This is a genomic window from Komagataeibacter diospyri, assembly GCF_043995075.1.
GTDB classification, from domain to species: Bacteria; Pseudomonadota; Alphaproteobacteria; order Acetobacterales; family Acetobacteraceae; genus Komagataeibacter; species Komagataeibacter diospyri.
The window spans coordinates 2,766,073-2,783,872 of sequence record NZ_CP171836.1; the positions used below are offsets into that span (position 1 = coordinate 2,766,073).

Genomic DNA, 17,800 nt, shown 5'->3' on the forward strand with positions numbered 1-17,800 from the left:
TGGCGACGCGGGGCCTGCCCGCGCTGTCGGCAAGCAAAGGAAGCACGGCATGAGTGCGCACGAATCTGGTAGCGAAAATCCGTTAAAGGAACTGGCCCGCTATGGTCAGTCCCCATGGCTGGACTTCATCCAGCGTTCCTATACCGAAAATGGCAGTCTGAAGAAGCTGGTGGATGAAGACGGGCTGAAGGGTGTGACCTCCAACCCCGCCATCTTCCAGAAGGCCATGGGGCAGGGCACGGATTACGATGCCCAGATCCGTTCGGTGCTGGCGCACCAGGTGCTGGATGCGGGCGCGCTGTACGAACTGCTGGCCGTGGACGATATCCGGGCGGCAGCCAAAGTGCTGTATCCCGTCTATGAACAGACAAAGGGCGTGGACGGTTACGTCAGCCTTGAGGTCTCGCCCTATCTGGCGCGTGACACCAAGGGCACGCTGCATGAGGCGCTGCGCCTGTGGAAGGCGGTTGATGCCCGCAACCTCATGATCAAGATTCCCGGCACTGACGAAGGCGTGCCCGCCGTGCGCGCCGCCATTGCCGAAGGGCTGAGCATCAACGTCACCCTGCTGTTCTCGATCGATGCCTACAAGAAGGTGCTTGAAGCCTACATCACAGGGCTTGAAGACCGCCTTGGCCGTGGCGAGAGCGTGAAGGGTATCGCCAGTGTCGCGTCCTTCTTCGTCAGCCGGATCGACGTGAAGATCGACAAGGAAATCGACACCCGCGTGGCGAAGGGCGACAAGGACAGCGCCGCGCTGAAGGCGCTGCGCGGCAAGGTCGCGATCGCCAACGCCAAGATGGCGTACGAACACTGGAAAGCCGTGACGGCCAGTCCGCGGTGGAAAAAGCTGGCGGATGCCGGTGCCCAGCCACAGCGCCTGCTGTGGGCCAGCACGGGCACGAAGGACAAGTCGTTCAGCGACGTACTGTACGTGGACGGGCTGATCGGTCCTGAAACCGTCAACACCATTCCCCCCGCGACATTCGACGCTTTCCGTGACCACGGCAAGGTCGCACCCACCCTGACGCAGGATGTCGAGGGGGCCAGGAAGGTTCTGGCCGAAGCCCAGCGCCTTGGCCTTGACCTTGAAGGTGTCACGAAGGTGCTGGTGGATGAAGGTGTGGCCTCCTTCGCTGATGCGTTTGATGACCTGCTGGGTTCTGTCGCGGCCAAGCAGGCGGCGTTCCTTGGCAGCAAAGTCACCTCCACCGCGCTCAAGCTGCCCGCTGATCTGCAGAAGGCAGTCGATGCCGAACTGGAGACATGGCGCAGGAAGGGCAATGTCCGCCGCGTATGGGACAGGGATGCGAGCCTGTGGACCGGCAAGGACGAGGCAAGCTGGCTGAAATGGCTGGACATCACCGACGACCAGGTGGCCGCCCTTTCCAGGTTCGAGGATTTCCAGGCGGAGGTGAAGGCGCGCGGCTTCCGTGATGCGCTGCTGCTGGGCATGGGTGGTTCCAGCCTTGGTCCCGAAGTGCTGGCGCAGACATTCGGCAAGCACGAAGGCTTCCCGCACCTGTACGTGCTTGACAGCACCGATCCGCAGCAGGTGCGTGACTTCGAGAAGAAAATCGATATCAGCAGGACGCTGTTCATCGTCTCGTCCAAGTCCGGTGGCACGCTGGAACCGAACATCCTCAAGGCCTATTTCTTCGATCAGGCGAAAAAGGTGCTGGGCGACAGGGCCGGTTCGCACTTCATCACCGTGACCGATCCGGGTTCGCACATGGAAGACGTGGCGAAGAAGGACGGGTTCTGGAAAATCTTCTATGGTGAAAAGCAGATTGGTGGCCGGTATTCCGTGCTGTCCGACTTCGGCCTGGTGCCTGCCGCCGTCGCGGGTCTGCCGCTGAAGCTGCTGTTGGAATCAGCACAGCGTGGTGAGAAGTCCTGTGCCGCATCCGTACCGCCGGTGCAGAACCCCGGTGTGGTGCTGGGGGCCGTGCTGGGGGTTGCCGCGCGTGATTTCGGCCGTGACAAGGTGACCATCATCGCGTCCCCCGGCATTTACGACATGGGCGCATGGCTGGAACAGCTGATTGCGGAATCGACCGGCAAGGATGGCAAGGGCCTGATTCCCATCGATGACGAGACCATCGGCAAGCCGGGCGTGTATGGCAAGGACCGGGTTTTCGCTTACCTGCGCCTGGCCGAAGATCCGTGTCCGAAGCAGGACGCGGCCTTCGCCGCACTGGCCGAGGCGGGTGAGCCGGTCGTCACCATCGAACTGCATGAACGCCGTCAGGTGCTGGAAGAATTCTTCCGTTGGGAATTCGCGACCGCCGTCGCCGGTGCGGTGATCGGGATCAACCCGTTCAACCAGCCCGATGTCGAGGAATCGAAGATCGAGACCAAGAAGATCACCACTGCCTATAACGAAACCGGCAAGCTGCCGCCGTACGAACCCTTTGCCAAGGACGGTCCGTTCGCCTTCTATGCCGATCCGAAAAATGCTGCGGCACTGGGGGAGGGCAAAACGGCGGATGCGATCCTGAAAGCCCATTTCGCCCGTGGCAAGGCGGGTGATTATGTTGCCCTGCTGGCCTATATCGACCGTGATACATGGACGCGCGAATGGATCCAGAAGGTCCGCCTGAACCTGCGCGATGCGCTGAAGCTGGCCACGGCCGCCGAATTCGGGCCCCGTTTCCAGCATTCCACAGGTCAGGCCTACAAAGGTGGGCCCGACACGGGCGTGTTCCTGCAGATCACGTGTGATGATGAGGTCAACCTGCCGGTGCCGGGTGAGAAATACACCTTCAGCATCGTCAAGGAAGCGCAGGCCCGTGGTGACATGGAAGTGCTGGCCGAACGTGGCCGCCGTGTGCTGCGTGTCCACATCCATGGTGAGCTGAAGGCTGGCCTTGAAAAACTTGGGCAGGATATCGCCCGCGCGGTCTGACCGCATGCTGGCCCGTCCCTTCCGGCGAAGGGGCGGGTTTTTTGATTGGGGTCATTGGGTAATGACCGCCAAAGCGGTAGGACTACGGCCCTATCCCCTCTTCCAGGAGTTTTTGATTATGCAGATTGGTATTGTTGGCCTTGGCAAGATGGGCGGCAACATTTCCATCCGCCTGACCCGTCACGGTCATGATGTAGTGGCCTTCGACCGTGATTCCGCTGTAACGGCAAAGGTATGCGGGCAGGCCGAAGACGGTCGCTGCACCCCGGCCACCGGGCTTGCGGACATGGTGGGCAAGCTGTCCGGTCGCAAGGTGATCTGGCTCATGCTGCCCGCAGGTGAGGTGACGGAAGCGGCGGTGCAGGAACTGGGCGGCCTGCTGGGCAAGGGTGATATCGTGATCGATGGCGGCAATTCCTTCTACAAGGACGACATCCGTCGTGCTGCCGAACTGATGAAGAAGGGCATCCACTACATTGATGTCGGCACGTCCGGCGGTGTATGGGGGCTGGAGCGCGGGTACTGCATGATGTACGGCGGCACCAAGGACGCCACCGATTATATCGACCCCATCCTGTCGGCCCTTGCACCGGGGATTGGCGATATCCCGCGCACTCCGAACCGTGACAGGCCCGGCTTTGACCCGCGCGCGGAACAGGGCTACCTGCATTGCGGTCCCGCAGGGTCCGGCCATTTTGTGAAAATGGTCCATAACGGCATCGAATACGGCATCATGCAGGCCTTCGCCGAAGGCTTCGACGTGATGAAGTCCAAAAACTCGCCTGATCTGCCCGAAGACCAGCGTTTTGAGCTGAACATGGCGGACATTGCCGAAGTCTGGCGTCGTGGCAGCGTCGTGTCGTCGTGGCTGCTGGACCTGTCGGCCAGTGCGCTGGCGGGCAACCCCGACCTGTCGAACTACAAGGGTGACGTGGCCGATTCCGGCGAAGGCCGCTGGACCATCGAGGCCGCGATCGAGGAAGCGGTGCCCGTGCCCGTCATCACCGCATCGCTGTTCACGCGTTTCCGTTCCCGCACGGGCAACAACTTTGCCGAAAAGATGCTGTCCGCCATGCGCTTCGGCTTTGGCGGTCACATTGAGGGTACGAATAACTGACCTGACGCACGGTTGGTAACTGACGGGATGCCAGGATGCTACGCATGCTGGGTCCCGGCTGTTCCCGGACAAAACGACAGCGCTCAATGACTGCAACCGGAACAGCCGGGGGAAGGAATACAGGCGGAAACAGTCCAGGGACAGCAGTACAATGGAAAACATCATTGCCTCGGCGGTATCACAGGTTGGCGATCCCGGGCATGAAGCTGCGCCCCGGCGCAGCCCGCCGGGATCATTTGTCATCTTTGGTGGCGGGGGTGACCTGACGCGTCGCCTCCTGTTGCCTGCCATATACAACCTTGCCTGCGCGGGGCTGCTGGATGACGGTTTCAGCGTCGTGGCGGTTGACCGCGCCGACCTGACCGATGCGCAATTGCAGCAGAATGTCCGTGCGGCGCTGGAAGATTTCACCGCCCGCCGTGGTGCGGAAGCCGTGACATTGCGTGAAGACGTATGGGCATGGATGCAGTCGCGCATCCGCTACGTGCGTGGCGATTTCGAAACCATGCAGACCTATCAGGACATCGCCACGGTGGTGGGCACCCAGAACTGCATATTCTACCTTGCCGTGGCCGCCCGGTTCTTTGGCCCCATTGTAGACCGGCTGGGGGAATCGGGGCTGGTGCACGAAGGGCGCCATACCTTCCGTCGCGTCATTGTGGAAAAACCCTTTGGCAGCGATCTGCCTTCCGCCGTGGCGCTGAACGAACGGCTGCTGCGCACGCTGACGGAACAGCAGATTTACCGGATCGACCATTACCTTGGTAAGGAAACGGTCCAGAACATTCTTGCATTGCGGTTTTCCAACGGGTTTTTCGAACCCCTGTGGAACCGCCAGAACATCGACCACGTGCAGATTACCGCCGCCGAGACGGTGGGTGTGGAACAGCGTGCGAAATTTTACGAAGGCACCGGTGCCCTGCGCGATATGGTGCCCAATCACGTCATGCAGCTTCTGGCCATGACGGCGATGGAAGCGCCCATTTCCTTCGATGCTGATGCCGTGCGCAATGAAAAGACCAAGGTGCTGGACGCAATCCATCCCCTTTCACCGCAGGATGTGGTGCGCGGGCAGTACGCGCCCGGCGTGGTGGGTGGAAAGGAAGTGCCCGGCTACCGACAGGAACCCGGTGTTGACCCCCATTCCCTGACCGAAACCTATATGGCGATGAAGTTCCAGATCGATAACTGGCGCTGGGCCGGGGTGCCGTTCTATGTGCGCACGGGCAAGCGGCTGGCCGCGCGCAAGACCGAAATCGCCATCCACTTCAAATCGGCCCCTTATGCGCTGTTTCGTGACACGCCGGTAGACAAGCTGGCCCCCAACATCATGGTCATTCATATCCAGCCGACCGAAGGGGTGACCATGCAGTTTTCCGCCAAGATCCCCGGGCCGTCCGTGCGTCTGGGTGGTGTGCGGATGAAATTTGACTATGCCGAATGGTTCAGCGAAGGCCCGAGCACGGGGTACGAGACCCTGATCTATGACTGCATGATCGGAGACGCCACCCTGTTCCAGCGCGCGGATAATATCGAGGCCGGATGGCGCGCCGTGCAGCCGGTTCTGGACTGGGGGCAGGACGCGCGTTTCCTTGATTTTTACGCCGCTGGCAGCGAGGGGCCGGAAGCGGCCGACGCCCTGCTGGCCCGTGATCACCGCCACTGGCTGAAGATTGGATGATGCCCATGCCCCAACCCGTTGCCCCCGCAGGCGGCGTTCGCCTTGTCGTATCCGATATTGACGGAACCCTGATTACGCCGGAACGCAGGCTGACCCCAGCCGCCCGGCAGGCGGCGGACGACGTGCGGGCGGCTGACATCCGGCTGAGTCTGGTCAGCAGCCGCGCGCCACGCGGCATGATGCAGTTTGTCAGGGAACTGCGCATCGATACCCCCATCGCGGGGCTGAATGGCGGGCTGATCTGCGATCCCGATGGCACCATCCGCGAACGGCTGTCCCTTGACCCCGAAACGGCCCGGACGGCGGTCGAATTCCTGATCGCCCACGGGGTCGAGCCATGGCTGTTCATCGGTCATGACTGGCTGGTGCGCCGTGATGACACGCCGCAGGTCCGTCATGAACGCGACGTGGTGCAGACCACCCCGGTACAGGTGGATGATTTTGCCGGGCATTATGAAAATGTCGGCAAGATCATGGGGGTTTCAGTGGATCCCGCCACCCTGCCGGGAGTGGAACGCAGGCTTGCGGACCTGCTGGCTGGCAAGGCGAGTGTACACCGGTCCTCGCCTATTTACCTTGATATTACGCATCCGCAGGCGAACAAGGGCTATGCGGCAAAAGAACTGGCAAAACTGCTGGATATTGATATCCGGAATACTGCGTGTATCGGGGATATGAACAATGACATCCCCATGCTGAAGGAAGCCGGGGTCAGCATAGCCATGGGCAACGCGCCCGATAATGTGAAGGCCCATGCCCGTTTCGTGACGCGATCCAATACGCAGGACGGGTGGGCTTTTGCCATGGAAAGTTTTGTACTGCCCCGCGCATAGGCGCGCGGCACAGAAGGAGAGGCACCATGCCCCAGGACGCAGCCGGAACGCCCGCCAGCCAGATCAGACTGGTCCTGGCCGATGTGGATGGCACCCTGGTCACGAAGGACAAGATCCTGACACCCCGCGCAATCCGGGCGGTCGAGCGCCTGCGTGAACGCGGTATCCTGTTCACCATAACCAGCGGCCGCCCGCCCAGGGGCATGAAGATGGTCATCGACCCGCTGAAGATTTCCGAACCGATCGCGGGCTTTAACGGCGGCATGATGGTCAAGCCCGATTTCACCGTGATCGAGGCCCGCACCCTGCCAGCCGATACCGCGCGCAGGGTGATCGGCATCATCCGCGACCACAAGGCCGACCCGTGGGTCTATAATGGCAATGACTGGATTGTCTCGAAACTCGACGCCCCCCATGTCGCGCGTGAGCAGTGGACGGTAAAGTTCCCGCCTGTGGTCGGCAATGTCGAAGAAAAGCTGGATCAGGTGGTCAAGATCACCGGCGTCAGTGATGATCTGGATCTTATGAAACGTCTTGAACACGACCTGCAGCAGGCGCTGGGCGATACGGCATCAGCCGCCCTGTCGCAGCCGTACTACGTGGATGTGACCAACAGGGACGCCAACAAGGGCGGCGTGGTGATGACGCTGGAACGCCTGCTGGGCATTCCAGCCAGCCAGATGGTGACACTGGGCGACCAGCCCAACGACGTGCTGATGTTCCGCAAGAGCGGCATGTCGATCGCCATGGGGCAGGCCAGCCCCGAGGTGCAGAAACAGGCGACCCATGTCTCGACATCGTGCGAGGAGGAAGGATTCGCCAGTGGTATCGAGAAATTCGTGCTGGGAGATGCATGACATGACAGCTGGACAGGACGTGAAAACGGGCGCGATGGTGGTCCTGCCCGATGCCGAGGCCATTGCCCGATACATGGCGAAATGGCTGACGGAACAGGCGCTGGCGAAAAAGGATGGCCCGTTCGTGATCGCGCTATCGGGTGGGTCCACGCCAAAGCGGCTGTACCAGATTCTGGCGTCCGACGCCTATCGTGACCGTTTCCCGTGGGCGAACACGCAGTTCTTCTTTGGTGATGAACGCTTCGTGCCCGACAGTGACCCGGCCAGCAACTACAACATGGTGGAAGCCGAAATGCTGGCGCATGTAAACGTGCCGCCTGCCAATGTGCACCCCATGCCGACATCGGGCGACCCGGCGCAGGCGGCGGCGACATACCAGGCGGAGCTGGAGAAGGTGTATGGCGGCACGGTGCTGGAACCCGGTCGCCCGCTGTTTGACGTGGTGATGCTGGGGCTGGGTGATAACGGGCATACCGCATCGCTGTTTCCGCGCCAGCCGGTGCTTGACGAGCGAAAGCTGTGGGTTTCGACCTGCGTGCCCGATGACGCGCCGCATACGCGCCTGACCTTGACCTATCCCGCCATCCATTCCAGCCGCCATGTGGTGTTCATGCTGGCGGGTGCTGGCAAACGCGAGGCCTTTGCGAAAGTGCGCGCCGGTGATCCGGCGGAACCCGCCAGCCACATCACGACCGAGGGCGAACTCATCTGGCTTATGGACAAGGCGGCGGCGGGACAATAAGTGGCACGGTATCGTGTTTGTGCGATACGGATCACGGTTCAATAAAAACGACGGGGCACCCGATGGCGGGATGCCCCGCAGGAGAGGAAGCAGCGCATGTCCACCCAGAATGCGGACCCACGGGCAGAACTGAAGCGCAAGGCAGCGATCGAGGCGGCCGACATGGTCAGGGAAGGCATGGTGGTTGGCCTTGGCTCGGGCAGCACATCGGCCTTCATGATCGAGGAACTTGGCCGTCGCTGGGCGGAGGGGCTGCGTTTCGCCGCCATTCCCACATCCGAACGCTCGGCCGAGCAGGCGCGCTCGCACGGGATCAGGCTGGTGACGTTCGCAACCCATCCGCAGATCGACATCGATATTGATGGCGCGGATGAGGTGGAACGCGGTTCGCTCAACCTGATAAAGGGGCTGGGCGGGGCGCTGTTCCGTGAAAAGATCGTGGCTGCTGCCTCACGCAAATTTGTGGTCGTGGTGGATGACAGCAAACTGGTTGACCGGCTGGGCGCACGTGTGCCCGTGCCGGTGGAGGTCGCGACCTTTGGCTGGACCGCCACGGCGCGGCAGATCGAAGCGCTGGGCGCGCGGATCACCCAGCGTATGGACCGTAGTGGCAACGTGTTCGTAACCGATGGGGGCAACATGATCCTTGACTGTCATTTCGGTGAAATCGCCAATTCCGCGCAGTTGCAGGCGCAACTTGCGCCGATCGTGGGTGTGATCGAGACCGGGCTGTTCATCGGCCGGACATCCGAAGTGATCGTGGCGACCGCCACGGGACTGCAGAAACTGGTTGCGGCATGACCGGGCGGGAACTGCAGGACCAGGGCATCCGGCCGCAGGTACTGGTCATCATGGGTGTGTCGGGCTGCGGCAAGACCACGCTGGCGGAAGGGCTGCACAACCTGCTGGGCTGGCCCTATCAGGAAGGCGACATGCTGCATCCGCGCGCCAATGTGGAAAAGATGGCGGCGGGTATTCCCCTGACTGATGCGGACCGTCTGCCATGGCTGCAGGCATGCCATGAATGGCTGTTGGGTCGCGTGGCGTCGGGGCAGGGGGGAATCCTGACCTGTTCCGCGCTGAAGCGGTCGTACCGCGACCTGCTGCGGGCGGACGGGGCGGCGGATGTCGTGTTCGTCTATCTGGAAATTCCCGAGGATGTTCTGGCCGAACGCCTGCAGCGCAGGCGCGGGCACTACATGCCGCCCAGCCTGCTGCCCAGCCAGCTTGCCACGCTGGAGCCACCAATGGCTGATGAACACCCGGTTGTCGTGCATCTGGAAGAAACCCCTGCCGACCTGATTGCCGAGACCATCGGCCTGCTGCGGCAGCGTTTCCCCGAACATACTCCCGAAAAGGGATAGATGACCGATATGCATGCGGTCCTGTTTGTCTGCATGGGCAATATCTGCCGCTCCCCCCTGGCGGAGGCCGCATTCCGCGCGGCTGCCGACCGGGCGGGACTGCCGGTCATGGTCGATTCGGCGGGGACGGGCAACTGGCATGCAGGCGCGCCCCCTGACCGGCGGGCCTGCGCTGTTGCCCGCAGGCATGGCATCGACATCACCCGTTATCGTGCGCGGGTGGTGACAGTGGCAGATTTTGACCGCTTTACCCACATCATTGCACTGGATCACGCCAACCTTGCGCATCTGATGGACATGAAACCGGCGGGCAGCCGGGCGCAGGTCTCGCTGCTGCTGGACCATGTGTCCGAACGTAAAGGCCATGCCGTGGCCGATCCGTATTACGGGGACGCCAGCGGGTTTGACATTACATGGCGCGACGTTACGGCGGGTGCTACGGCGCTGGTGGAAAAACTGCGGCGCGACACTCCATGACACGCCTTGCCCGGCACGGTGCGGCCCTGCTGGGGGCAGGGTTGTGGAACTGGCATCCGCTGCCCGGGGGTGACGTGGCGCAGGTATTGCTGGTCTACCTGAATGATGGACGCAGGGTCGTGGTCAAGCATGGGCCTGACCCTGTGGCGGAGGCCGCCATGCTGCGGGCCCTCGGTCAGACGGGCGCGCCGGTGCCGGATGTGCTGGCGGTGGATGAAGACGCGCTGGTGCTGCAATACCTGCCCGCCGATGGCCGCCTGTCCCGATGCTGGGACGATCTGGCACGTGTGCTTTCGCGTGTACGCTCGGGACGGCCCGATAGGGACAATGCCCGTTATGGCTGGTCCGCGGACTATGCTTTTGGCTCCGTAACAGTGCGCAATGACTGGACGGCGACATGGCCTGATTTCTGGGCGCGTCAGCGTATCGGCGTGCATCTGGCGCATGTGCCCATCGACCTTGCCCACCAGCTTGAAAACCTGATGCGCCGCCTGCCTGACCTGCTGCCCGCAACCCCCGCGCCGTGCCTGCTGCATGGTGACCTGTGGGGCGGGAACGTGCTGGTGTCGGGCCAGCATGTGACGGGGCTGATTGATCCATGCTGCTATTATGGCCATGCCGAGGTCGACCTTGCCACGCCGGGCGTGTTTAGCCAGCCGCCTGCCGGATTTTATGCCCGCCATGGAGCGCTGGAGCGCGGGTATGAGGCCCGTTTCGCCATTTACCGCCTGTGGACCGCGCTGGTTCACCTGCGGCTGTTTGGCGAAACCTACCGGCCCATGGTGGCACAGTATCTGAATGATGCCGGGATGTAGGACGCAGAAAGTTTTTGGTGAAGCTTTTTGCAGAAGCGTTAAAGCACGCCGCCTTTTTTCAAGAAGGCGGCACGCGAAAACTTTTTATCATTCATCAATCATGCGGAACGGTAGCGCGCCAGCCAGTGGGCATAGGGTGCGGGCAGAACCCATGCCGCGTCCTCACGTCCCAGCGCCCGTGCCGCCGCATACGGCCAGTGCGGGTTTTCAAGGAAGGGGCGACCGATCATCGCAAGATCGATCTTTTCCTCGCGTACCAGCCCGTCAATGGCGGGGGCGGTGCCCAGATACCAGCTTGTGGCGACCGGCAGGCCGGTTTCGTGCCGCACGCGCTGCGCGACCGGGGCCATGAAGGCCGGACCCCATGGAATCTTCGCCGTGGGCGTGGAAAAGCCAATGCTGACATCAAGGAAGTCCAGACCCGATTCGCGAAAGACCTTCGCGACCGCAATGGCGTCCTGCAATGTCTGTTCGTCGTGGCCGTCGAATTCGATCATGCCCAGACGTGCGCTGAGCGGCCGGTCCTCGGGCCAGACGGTGCGCACGTCGCGCAGGGTTTCCACCAGAAAGCGCGCACGGTTTTCAAGGCTGCCGCCATAACTGTCATTACGCTGGTTGGAATGGGGGGAAAGGAAACTCTGCGCCAGATAGCCGTGGGCGAAATGCAGCATGAGCCAGCCAAATCCCACGTCACGCGCACGCACCGCTGCGGCTACGAAGTCCTGCCGCACGCGGGTTATGTCGGCCATCGTCATGGCGCGGGGGACCTTGGGCAGGCCATCGCCAAAGGCAATGGCGGACGGGGCGATGGTGTCCCATCCACGCGGGTCATCGGCGGCGATGTGGTCGTCGCCTTCCCACGGGCGGTTGGCGCTGGCCTTGCGGCCTGCATGGGCGATCTGGATGCCCGGTACGGCCCCCGCGTCGCGCATGGCGCGCACCAGCGGGCGGAAGGCTTCGGCCTGCGCATCATTCCAAAGGCCAAGGCAGCCTGGCGTGATGCGTCCTTCAGGTGATACGGCGGTGGCTTCCACCACAACCAGCCCGCTGCCACCACGGGCAAGGGTGGGGTAATGCACATTGTGCCAGTCATTCACCATGCCATCGCGCGCCATGTACTGGCACATGGGGGACACGGCGATACGGTTGCGCAGGGTCTCGCCCTTGAGGGTATAGGGGGAAAATAGATCGGTCATGCCCGTTGGCTCCGTCATGCGGGAAACTGGCCACAGACTGGGCATGTTGGCGGCATGACGCAATGCATGCGGTCATGCTGAAACGGCAGGACAGGTTTCAGTGGAAACCGATCAGGCATCATATTTTTATTGTAAAAGGAATGCACCGTAAAATGGCGCGAGTGACGGGGCTCGAACCCGCGACCTCCGGCGTGACAGGCCGGCGCTCTAACCAACTGAGCTACACCCGCATCCGTTACCGCCCCGCGGGGCTGCAACCGTTCGGTGAAAGGGCAAATAACAGGCTGGCCCCGTCATGGCAACAGGGCAGGCAAAAAAAAACGCCATGACATTCATGTTCATGGCGTTTTGTCTGTAACCAGGACGGATCAGGCAGGGATTTCCACGCCATCCAGCGTCACGGCCACGCCATGTACGGTTGCGGCGACGCGCACGGCGGCCTGGATCTGTTCGGTCGTGATGCCTGCTGCACGCAACTGGCGTTCATGGCTTTCCATGCACAGGCCACAGCCATTGATGGCGGAGACCGCCATGGCCCACAATTCGAAATCCGCCTTGTCCACGCCGGGGTTGGCAATGACGTTCATGCGCAGGCGGGCTGGCATCTTTTCGTAATCGCCGCCAACCAGGTGCACGAAACGGTAATAGACGTTGTTCATACCCATGATGGCGGCAGCCGCGCGTGCGGCCTGCAGGGCTTCGGGTGACAGTTTCGGACCGTATTCCGCCACCAGGGCGTGTGTGACCGCCGGGTTGCGTGATGCGATGGCGGACGCGATGAACGTGCCGCCCAGCTGCTGCGGCGTCAGCACGAAGTCATTGGCAAGGGAGCCAAGGTTCAGCTTCAGGTCCTTGGCGTAGTCGGGCAGGGCAGCCTTGAGGGAGTCGATGGACATGGACGGGTTCCGTGTGTTGCCAGTGCGTGATGGTGGTGCGCCACCTGTCCCGATCCCTGCGGGCGGGACACGGATCGGGACAGGCGGCGTGGCCGCCCCGCATGGTGCGGGACAGCCGGTCGTGCGGGATCAGGCCTTGAGGAAGGCGTCGCCCTTTTTCCAGTTGCACGGGCACAGCTCGTCGCTCTGCAGGCCATCAAGGATACGCAGGACTTCCTGCGGGTTGCGGCCAACCGACAGGTCATTGACGCTGACGTGGCGGATGATGCCCTGCGGGTCCACGATGAAGGTGGCGCGCAGCGCGGCCCCTGCCTGCTGGGCCATCACACCACAGCTTTCGATCAGCTCGCGCTTGATGTCGGACAGCATGGGGATTTCGAGGTTCTTCAGCTCGGCATGGTTCAGGCGCCAGTTCAGGTGTACGAACGCGCTGTCGATCGATACGCCGTAAACCACCGCGTCACGGTCCTTGAATTCACCGGCCAGCTTGCCGAACGCTACGATTTCGGTCGGGCAGACAAAGGTGAAGTCCAGCGGCCAGAAGAAGACGACCTTCCACTTGCCTTCGTTGGATTCATCCGTGATCTGGACGAAATCGCCCTTGAGGCCTTCGGGACCACCGGGAACGGCGCTCAGGTTAAAGGCGGGAAACTTGTCACCGACTGTCAGCATCAGGGTGATCTCCTGTTGGGGTTATATATGGCCGGGACGGGCGCGCCGCCCCGCGGGCTGTATCTATGCCGGGAGTGATGCTATCATGCCATTGAATAATTTACATATGCATGATCGGAATTATCGATGCTTCCGATGCCCTCCGCACAGCAGTTGCGGTACCTCGTCACCCTTGCCGAACTGCGCCATTTCGGCCGGGCGGCAAAGGCGTGCGCGGTGACACAGTCCACGCTGTCCGCCGGGATACTGGCGCTTGAACGCCAGATGGATGTCAGGCTGCTTGACCGTGACGTGGGCAAGAAGGTCGTGTTCACCCCGTTGGGGGACAAGGTGGTCGTGCGCGCCCGCACGGCACTGGAGGCGCTGCAGGACGTGCTGGACGTGGCCGTGGCCTCCCGCGAGCCGATGAGCGGCCTGCTGCGCCTTGGCGTCATTCCCACCATCGGCCCGTTTGTCATGCCGACACTGGTGCGCCGCCTGCCCGAAGCCTATCCGCAGCTGCGCCTGTCGCTGAACGAGGACATGACCCATAACGTGATGGAAAAGCTGGCGGCAGGGCGACTGGATCTCGTGCTGCTGGCCATGCCGTGTGACTGCGCTGATAGCGAGACGCTGCCCCTGTGGCGCGATCCCTTCATGGTGGTCATGCCGCGCGACCATGCGCTGGCGCACCTGCCGGACGTGCCGGTGCGCAGCATCATGCATGAGCGGATGATCCTGCTGGAGGACGGGCACTGCCTGCGTGACCAGGCGCTGGCCATGTGCCGGCAGGTCCGGGGCTGGACCCAGCCGGAGGACGAGGCGGAATGTACCGTCAGTTCGCTGTACACCATGGTGGAAATGGTTGCGGCGGGCATGGGTCTTGCGCTGCTGCCCCGGCTTGCGGTCGAATCCGCGCTGATGACGGGACAGGATGTGGTGGTGCGTCCGGTGACCGGCGCTCAGGCCTGGCGTACCATCGGGCTGGCATGGCGGCCCCGGTCGCCCCGCACCGCCGATTTCCAGACCATTGCCCCGTTTTTCGTGCCGGATTCGATCACAGATACGATTTTACGCCTGTAAATGACGCCAGAATCCGGCCCGCCAGTTGACTCTTGGCGCAGGCAGGGGTATTCGGGCGCCTCTTTGGCGGTATTCCGCCGTTAGTCGAGGGTCGGATCATGAAAATCAGAAACAGCCTGAAATCGGCCAAGGTTCGGGACAAGGACTGCCGTGTGGTCCGTCGCCGTGGCAAGGTCTACGTCATCAACAAGAAGAACCCCCGCATGAAGGCCCGTCAGGGCTGATTGCCGGACGGCCTTGACCGTCAGGTTCATCTTTGAACAGCCGCAAAGCTGCGCAGGCAGGTTTTTAGGAACCTGTTTTCGTGGCTTTTCGTGCGTACCCATGGTTCTGGCCGTGATCCTGATGGGACACAGCCTGCAGGCCCATGCCGCCCTGCCGTCGCACGGGGTGGACCAGCACGCCGGTCCTGCCGCCATAGGCAGCCATCCCCCCGGCAGGGGGAAGGCGGATGCCGAGCCGTCGCTGGATGATCTGGAAACCGAACTGGCGCATGCTTCAACCGCCCGTGGCGCACATGACCTGCTGACCCGGATCGAGCAGATACGCCAGAAGGACCTTGCCCCCACCACCAGCCTGCTGCTCAAGCGCGCGCAGGATGATCTTGACGCCCAGCGCCCGCTGGATGCGGTGCAGGACATGGATGATGCCCTGCTGCTGCAGCCGGAGGTGGAGGTGCTGTGGCGCAACCGTGCGCAGGCCCGTCTGGCCGCAGCCAATCCCGATGGCGCGGTAGCCGATCTTGGCGTCGCACTGCACCATGACGGGCGCGACGTGACTGCCTGGAAGATCCTTGAAGATACCGAGGAGCAGCGTGGCGACTGGCAGGCGGCATGGAAAGCATGGCAGCATGTGCTGCAGCTTGATCCCACCATTCCAGACGCAGGCCATGAAACAGAGCGTCTGCGCCTGAAGGCCTTCGGGCAACCCACCTGATCTTAAGAAGTTTTTTGATGAAGCTTTTTTCAAAAAGCTTCAGGGGAATGCCACCTTCTTGAAAAAAGGCGGCATCCGGAAACTTTTATTATTTTCTGTCAGATCGTGGCACTGCAGCAGGCAAGGACCGCGTTCCTGATCCAGGAATGCAGCGACAGGCCGCCAGAGGTGGCCTGTCGCCATGTGCCGTCCGTGGTGGATCAGCGATCCGTCAGGCGGAATTCGATGCGCCGGTTGCGGGCAAGGGCCTCGGGTGATGTGCCGTGGTCCAGCGGCTGGTAATCGGAAAAGCCGGTTGCGGCCAGATGGTGCGGGTCGATCCCTTCGGCAATCAGCAGTTTGACCACTGTAATGGCACGGGCGGATGACAGTTCCCAATTGCTGGGGAAGGCGGTGTGAATCGGCTGGCGGTCGGCATGGCCATCCACGCGCAGGATCCAGGGTACATCGGATGGGATCTGGGCTGCCACCTGACGCAGGGTCTTGGCCAGTACCTTGATTTCCGCCGCTCCTTCCGGTGAAAGCTCGGCGCTGCCGACGGGGAACAGGACCTCGCTCTGGAACACGAAACGGTCGCCGACGATCTGCACGCCCTTGTGGTCCTGCATCACGCTGCGCAGGCGACCGAAGAATTCGGAACGGTACTGCTGTAGCTGCTCGACCTTTTTCGCCAGCGCCACATTCAGCTGCATGCCCAGATTGCTGATTTTCTGGTCGCGGTCATGCACCTCGTTCTCGGTCACTTCCAGTGCGGTACTGATGGCGGCCAACTGCGCGCGCAGCTGCGCCACCTGGTCATCCAGCGCCGTGGCGTGGGCCTGCGCACTGTCGCGCTCGCTGGTCTGCTGGTTCAGCTGCGCGGTCAGCGATGTCGCGGTGGCTACATCGGCATCATGCGCCTTGTGCAGGCTGGCGACCTCGCCCTGCAGGGATGTTGTATGACTTTTTTCAAGGGAGAGCATCTGCCCCAGCTTCGCCACCTCGCGTTCAAGCTGGTCAAGGGCCTGCTGGCGCTTGTTCAGTGTGACGGACAGGAAAGCCTGCCCCAGCACAAAAACAAGCAGCACGAATATGATGACCATCAGCAGCGTTGACAGTGCGTCAACATAGCCGGGCCATGCATTCAGTTCGGAACGGATCGAGCGACGGGAACGGCGCGCCATGGGATGAACCTCAGCCTTGGGATACGGTCAGGAAGCGGAGTGGTTCGTTCCGGGGGCGCTTGCGGCGATGGTGCGTGCAAGCAGGCGCAGGTCGTTGCGGATGTCGGTTGCGATCTGCTCCCGTCCCGCGGCGGATTCCTGCACCAGCCGGGCCAGCAGGGATTCGATGCCCTGCAGGTGCTCCTCGCCCCGGCTGTCCGCCAGCTGCGCCAGACGGTCGTTCAGCGCGGTGAGCAGGCGCTGTTCCTGTGCACGGGTTTCCTCGCTGCGGGCCAGCAGGATCTGGAGTTTTTCCATGTTTTCGGCGGTGTGTTCCAAAAGCGCCTGCACATAGGCCGGAATGCTGGCGTCATTGCCGCCAACCTGCAGCCCGCCCGCCGAAAGGCGGGTGATGGTGGCCAGCCATTCTTCCAGTTCGTTGAAGAAGCGCGTCTGTGCCTGTCCTGCCGTAAGATCCAGAAAACCCAGAACCAGCGCGCCCGCCAGCCCGAACATGGACCCCGAAAACGCGGTGCCCATGCCATGCAGCGGACCCGCCAGCCCGGATTTGAGCTGGTCGAACATGACGGTAGTGTCCCCGCTCCCTACCGACATGTTGCCGATCACGTCGGCAATGGAGCCAACTGTCAGCAGCAGGCCGTAGAACGTGCCCAGCAGGCCAAGGAAGATCAGCAGCCCGGTCAGGTAGCGTGACAGTTCGCGTCCTTCATCCAGGCGCGCAGACAGGCTGTCCAGCAGCGACTGCATGACCGGGGCGGACAGGGTCAGCCTGCGCCCCTTGTCATGCGTGGCCAGCATGGACGCCATGGGGGCCAGCAGGCGCGGCGGCGGCGGGGTAGTCAGGCCTTCGCGCGGGTGGCGCAGGATGTTGACCCAGCGGACTTCGGGGATCAGCCGCAGGATCATGGAAATGTTCCACCCGATGCCCAGCAGCAGGATGCCGATGATCAGGCCATCAAGATAGGGATTGTTGCAGAATGCCTGATACAGTGTGGAGGAAAGCAGGGCTGTGACAACCCCGACCGCCAGAAGGAATAGCAGAACCCGGACAAGATAGGTGGTCGGTCGTGTCACGCAGTGG

At 62.3% G+C, this 17,800-nt stretch carries 18 protein-coding genes and 1 tRNA gene; 13 read left to right on the forward strand and 6 right to left on the reverse strand.

Annotation, left to right across the window (positions count from 1 at the left end):
- Positions 1 to 49: 49 nt before the first annotated feature.
- The 10 genes from ACE2AA_RS12930 (at position 50) to ACE2AA_RS12975 (ending at position 10,794) form a co-directional block, all read left to right on the forward strand.
- Complete coding sequence (locus ACE2AA_RS12930) at positions 50 to 2,908, forward strand: bifunctional transaldolase/phosoglucose isomerase (protein ID WP_395370050.1); 2,859 nt, start codon at positions 50 to 52, stop codon at positions 2,906 to 2,908.
- Positions 2,909 to 3,026: 118 nt separating this feature from the next.
- Positions 3,027 to 4,025 (forward strand): phosphogluconate dehydrogenase (NAD(+)-dependent, decarboxylating), encoded by a 999-nt coding sequence (gene gnd, locus ACE2AA_RS12935; protein WP_141261799.1) that lies wholly within the window; start codon positions 3,027 to 3,029, stop codon positions 4,023 to 4,025.
- Positions 4,026 to 4,176: 151 nt separating this feature from the next.
- A complete protein-coding gene (gene zwf, locus ACE2AA_RS12940; RefSeq protein WP_141261800.1) occupies positions 4,177 to 5,706 on the forward strand; it encodes a glucose-6-phosphate dehydrogenase in 1,530 nt (509 codons plus the stop codon).
- Positions 5,703 to 6,539 (forward strand): Cof-type HAD-IIB family hydrolase, encoded by an 837-nt coding sequence (locus tag ACE2AA_RS12945; protein WP_395370051.1) that lies wholly within the window; start codon positions 5,703 to 5,705, stop codon positions 6,537 to 6,539. The genes zwf and ACE2AA_RS12945 overlap by 4 nt, the downstream gene beginning before the upstream one ends.
- 26 nt (positions 6,540 to 6,565) lie before the next feature.
- A complete protein-coding gene (locus ACE2AA_RS12950; protein ID WP_395370053.1) occupies positions 6,566 to 7,396 on the forward strand; it encodes a Cof-type HAD-IIB family hydrolase in 831 nt (276 codons plus the stop codon).
- Positions 7,389 to 8,138 (forward strand): 6-phosphogluconolactonase, encoded by a 750-nt coding sequence (gene pgl, locus ACE2AA_RS12955; protein WP_395370054.1) that lies wholly within the window; start codon positions 7,389 to 7,391, stop codon positions 8,136 to 8,138. Before ACE2AA_RS12950 ends, pgl begins: the two co-directional genes overlap by 8 nt.
- A 96-nt stretch (positions 8,139 to 8,234) precedes the next feature.
- Positions 8,235 to 8,939, forward strand: coding sequence for a ribose-5-phosphate isomerase RpiA (gene rpiA, locus ACE2AA_RS12960; RefSeq protein ID WP_141301907.1), 705 nt, complete (start codon positions 8,235 to 8,237; stop codon positions 8,937 to 8,939).
- Complete coding sequence (locus ACE2AA_RS12965; RefSeq protein WP_162851954.1) at positions 8,936 to 9,502, forward strand: gluconokinase; 567 nt, start codon at positions 8,936 to 8,938, stop codon at positions 9,500 to 9,502. Before rpiA ends, ACE2AA_RS12965 begins: the two co-directional genes overlap by 4 nt.
- A complete protein-coding gene (locus ACE2AA_RS12970) occupies positions 9,503 to 9,979 on the forward strand; it encodes a low molecular weight protein-tyrosine-phosphatase (RefSeq protein WP_141261822.1) in 477 nt (158 codons plus the stop codon).
- On the forward strand, positions 9,976 to 10,794 hold the full coding sequence (locus ACE2AA_RS12975; RefSeq protein WP_395370056.1) for a fructosamine kinase family protein: 819 nt from the start codon (positions 9,976 to 9,978) through the stop codon (positions 10,792 to 10,794). The genes ACE2AA_RS12970 and ACE2AA_RS12975 overlap by 4 nt, the downstream gene beginning before the upstream one ends.
- Positions 10,795 to 10,892: 98 nt before the next feature.
- Here ACE2AA_RS12975 and ACE2AA_RS12980 read toward each other — a convergent pair whose 3' ends face one another.
- The 4 genes from ACE2AA_RS12980 to ACE2AA_RS12995 form a co-directional block, all read right to left on the reverse strand.
- A complete protein-coding gene (locus ACE2AA_RS12980) occupies positions 10,893 to 11,990 on the reverse strand; it encodes an NADH:flavin oxidoreductase/NADH oxidase (RefSeq protein WP_395370057.1) in 1,098 nt (365 codons plus the stop codon).
- Between the two features lie 153 nt (positions 11,991 to 12,143).
- A tRNA-Asp gene (locus ACE2AA_RS12985) sits at positions 12,144 to 12,220 on the reverse strand.
- Between the two features lie 138 nt (positions 12,221 to 12,358).
- Positions 12,359 to 12,886 (reverse strand): carboxymuconolactone decarboxylase family protein, encoded by a 528-nt coding sequence (locus ACE2AA_RS12990; RefSeq protein WP_141261825.1) that lies wholly within the window; start codon positions 12,884 to 12,886, stop codon positions 12,359 to 12,361.
- Positions 12,887 to 13,015: 129 nt separating this feature from the next.
- Complete coding sequence (locus ACE2AA_RS12995; RefSeq protein WP_141261826.1) at positions 13,016 to 13,558, reverse strand: peroxiredoxin; 543 nt, start codon at positions 13,556 to 13,558, stop codon at positions 13,016 to 13,018.
- A 126-nt stretch (positions 13,559 to 13,684) separates the two neighbouring features.
- On the opposite strand from ACE2AA_RS12995, the gene ACE2AA_RS13000 reads away from it, so the two are divergent.
- The 3 genes from ACE2AA_RS13000 (at position 13,685) to ACE2AA_RS13010 (ending at position 15,556) form a co-directional block, all read left to right on the forward strand.
- Positions 13,685 to 14,620 carry a hydrogen peroxide-inducible genes activator gene (locus tag ACE2AA_RS13000; RefSeq protein ID WP_141261827.1) on the forward strand — a complete coding sequence of 312 codons (936 nt, stop codon included), beginning with the start codon at positions 13,685 to 13,687 and terminating at the stop codon, positions 14,618 to 14,620.
- Between the two features lie 98 nt (positions 14,621 to 14,718).
- On the forward strand, positions 14,719 to 14,844 hold the full coding sequence (gene ykgO / locus ACE2AA_RS13005) for a type B 50S ribosomal protein L36 (protein WP_003617324.1): 126 nt from the start codon (positions 14,719 to 14,721) through the stop codon (positions 14,842 to 14,844).
- Positions 14,845 to 14,965: 121 nt separating this feature from the next.
- Complete coding sequence (locus ACE2AA_RS13010) at positions 14,966 to 15,556, forward strand: tetratricopeptide repeat protein (protein WP_395372209.1); 591 nt, start codon at positions 14,966 to 14,968, stop codon at positions 15,554 to 15,556.
- 200 nt (positions 15,557 to 15,756) lie between these two features.
- On the opposite strand, the gene ACE2AA_RS13015 is transcribed toward ACE2AA_RS13010, so the two are convergent.
- Positions 15,757 to 16,719, reverse strand: a complete 963-nt coding sequence (locus ACE2AA_RS13015; protein ID WP_141261829.1) for a peptidoglycan -binding protein — start codon at positions 16,717 to 16,719, stop codon at positions 15,757 to 15,759.
- Positions 16,720 to 16,746: 27 nt separating this feature from the next.
- Positions 16,747 to 17,793, reverse strand: coding sequence for a flagellar motor protein MotA (locus ACE2AA_RS13020; protein WP_141261830.1), 1,047 nt, complete (start codon positions 17,791 to 17,793; stop codon positions 16,747 to 16,749).
- Between the last annotated feature and the right edge of the window lie 7 nt (positions 17,794 to 17,800).

Bases quoted from the DNA above. Each gene is read 5' to 3' on its own strand.
- ACE2AA_RS12930 (WP_395370050.1), top strand. From the start codon at position 50: ATGAGTGCGCACGAATCTGGTAGCGAAAATCCGTTAAAGGAACTGGCC.
- gnd (WP_141261799.1), top strand. From the start codon at position 3,027: ATGCAGATTGGTATTGTTGGCCTTGGCAAGATGGGCGGCAACATTTCC.
- zwf (WP_141261800.1), top strand. From the start codon at position 4,177: ATGGAAAACATCATTGCCTCGGCGGTATCACAGGTTGGCGATCCCGGG.
- ACE2AA_RS12945 (WP_395370051.1), top strand. From the start codon at position 5,703: ATGATGCCCATGCCCCAACCCGTTGCCCCCGCAGGCGGCGTTCGCCTT.
- ACE2AA_RS12950 (WP_395370053.1), top strand. From the start codon at position 6,566: ATGCCCCAGGACGCAGCCGGAACGCCCGCCAGCCAGATCAGACTGGTC.
- pgl (WP_395370054.1), top strand. From the start codon at position 7,389: ATGCATGACATGACAGCTGGACAGGACGTGAAAACGGGCGCGATGGTG.
- rpiA (WP_141301907.1), top strand. From the start codon at position 8,235: ATGTCCACCCAGAATGCGGACCCACGGGCAGAACTGAAGCGCAAGGCA.
- ACE2AA_RS12965 (WP_162851954.1), top strand. From the start codon at position 8,936: ATGACCGGGCGGGAACTGCAGGACCAGGGCATCCGGCCGCAGGTACTG.
- ACE2AA_RS12970 (WP_141261822.1), top strand. From the start codon at position 9,503: ATGACCGATATGCATGCGGTCCTGTTTGTCTGCATGGGCAATATCTGC.
- ACE2AA_RS12975 (WP_395370056.1), top strand. From the start codon at position 9,976: ATGACACGCCTTGCCCGGCACGGTGCGGCCCTGCTGGGGGCAGGGTTG.
- ACE2AA_RS12980 (WP_395370057.1), bottom strand. From the start codon at position 11,990: ATGACCGATCTATTTTCCCCCTATACCCTCAAGGGCGAGACCCTGCGC.
- ACE2AA_RS12990 (WP_141261825.1), bottom strand. From the start codon at position 12,886: ATGTCCATCGACTCCCTCAAGGCTGCCCTGCCCGACTACGCCAAGGAC.
- ACE2AA_RS12995 (WP_141261826.1), bottom strand. From the start codon at position 13,558: ATGCTGACAGTCGGTGACAAGTTTCCCGCCTTTAACCTGAGCGCCGTT.
- ACE2AA_RS13000 (WP_141261827.1), top strand. From the start codon at position 13,685: ATGCTTCCGATGCCCTCCGCACAGCAGTTGCGGTACCTCGTCACCCTT.
- ykgO (WP_003617324.1), top strand. From the start codon at position 14,719: ATGAAAATCAGAAACAGCCTGAAATCGGCCAAGGTTCGGGACAAGGAC.
- ACE2AA_RS13010 (WP_395372209.1), top strand. From the start codon at position 14,966: ATGGGACACAGCCTGCAGGCCCATGCCGCCCTGCCGTCGCACGGGGTG.
- ACE2AA_RS13015 (WP_141261829.1), bottom strand. From the start codon at position 16,719: ATGGCGCGCCGTTCCCGTCGCTCGATCCGTTCCGAACTGAATGCATGG.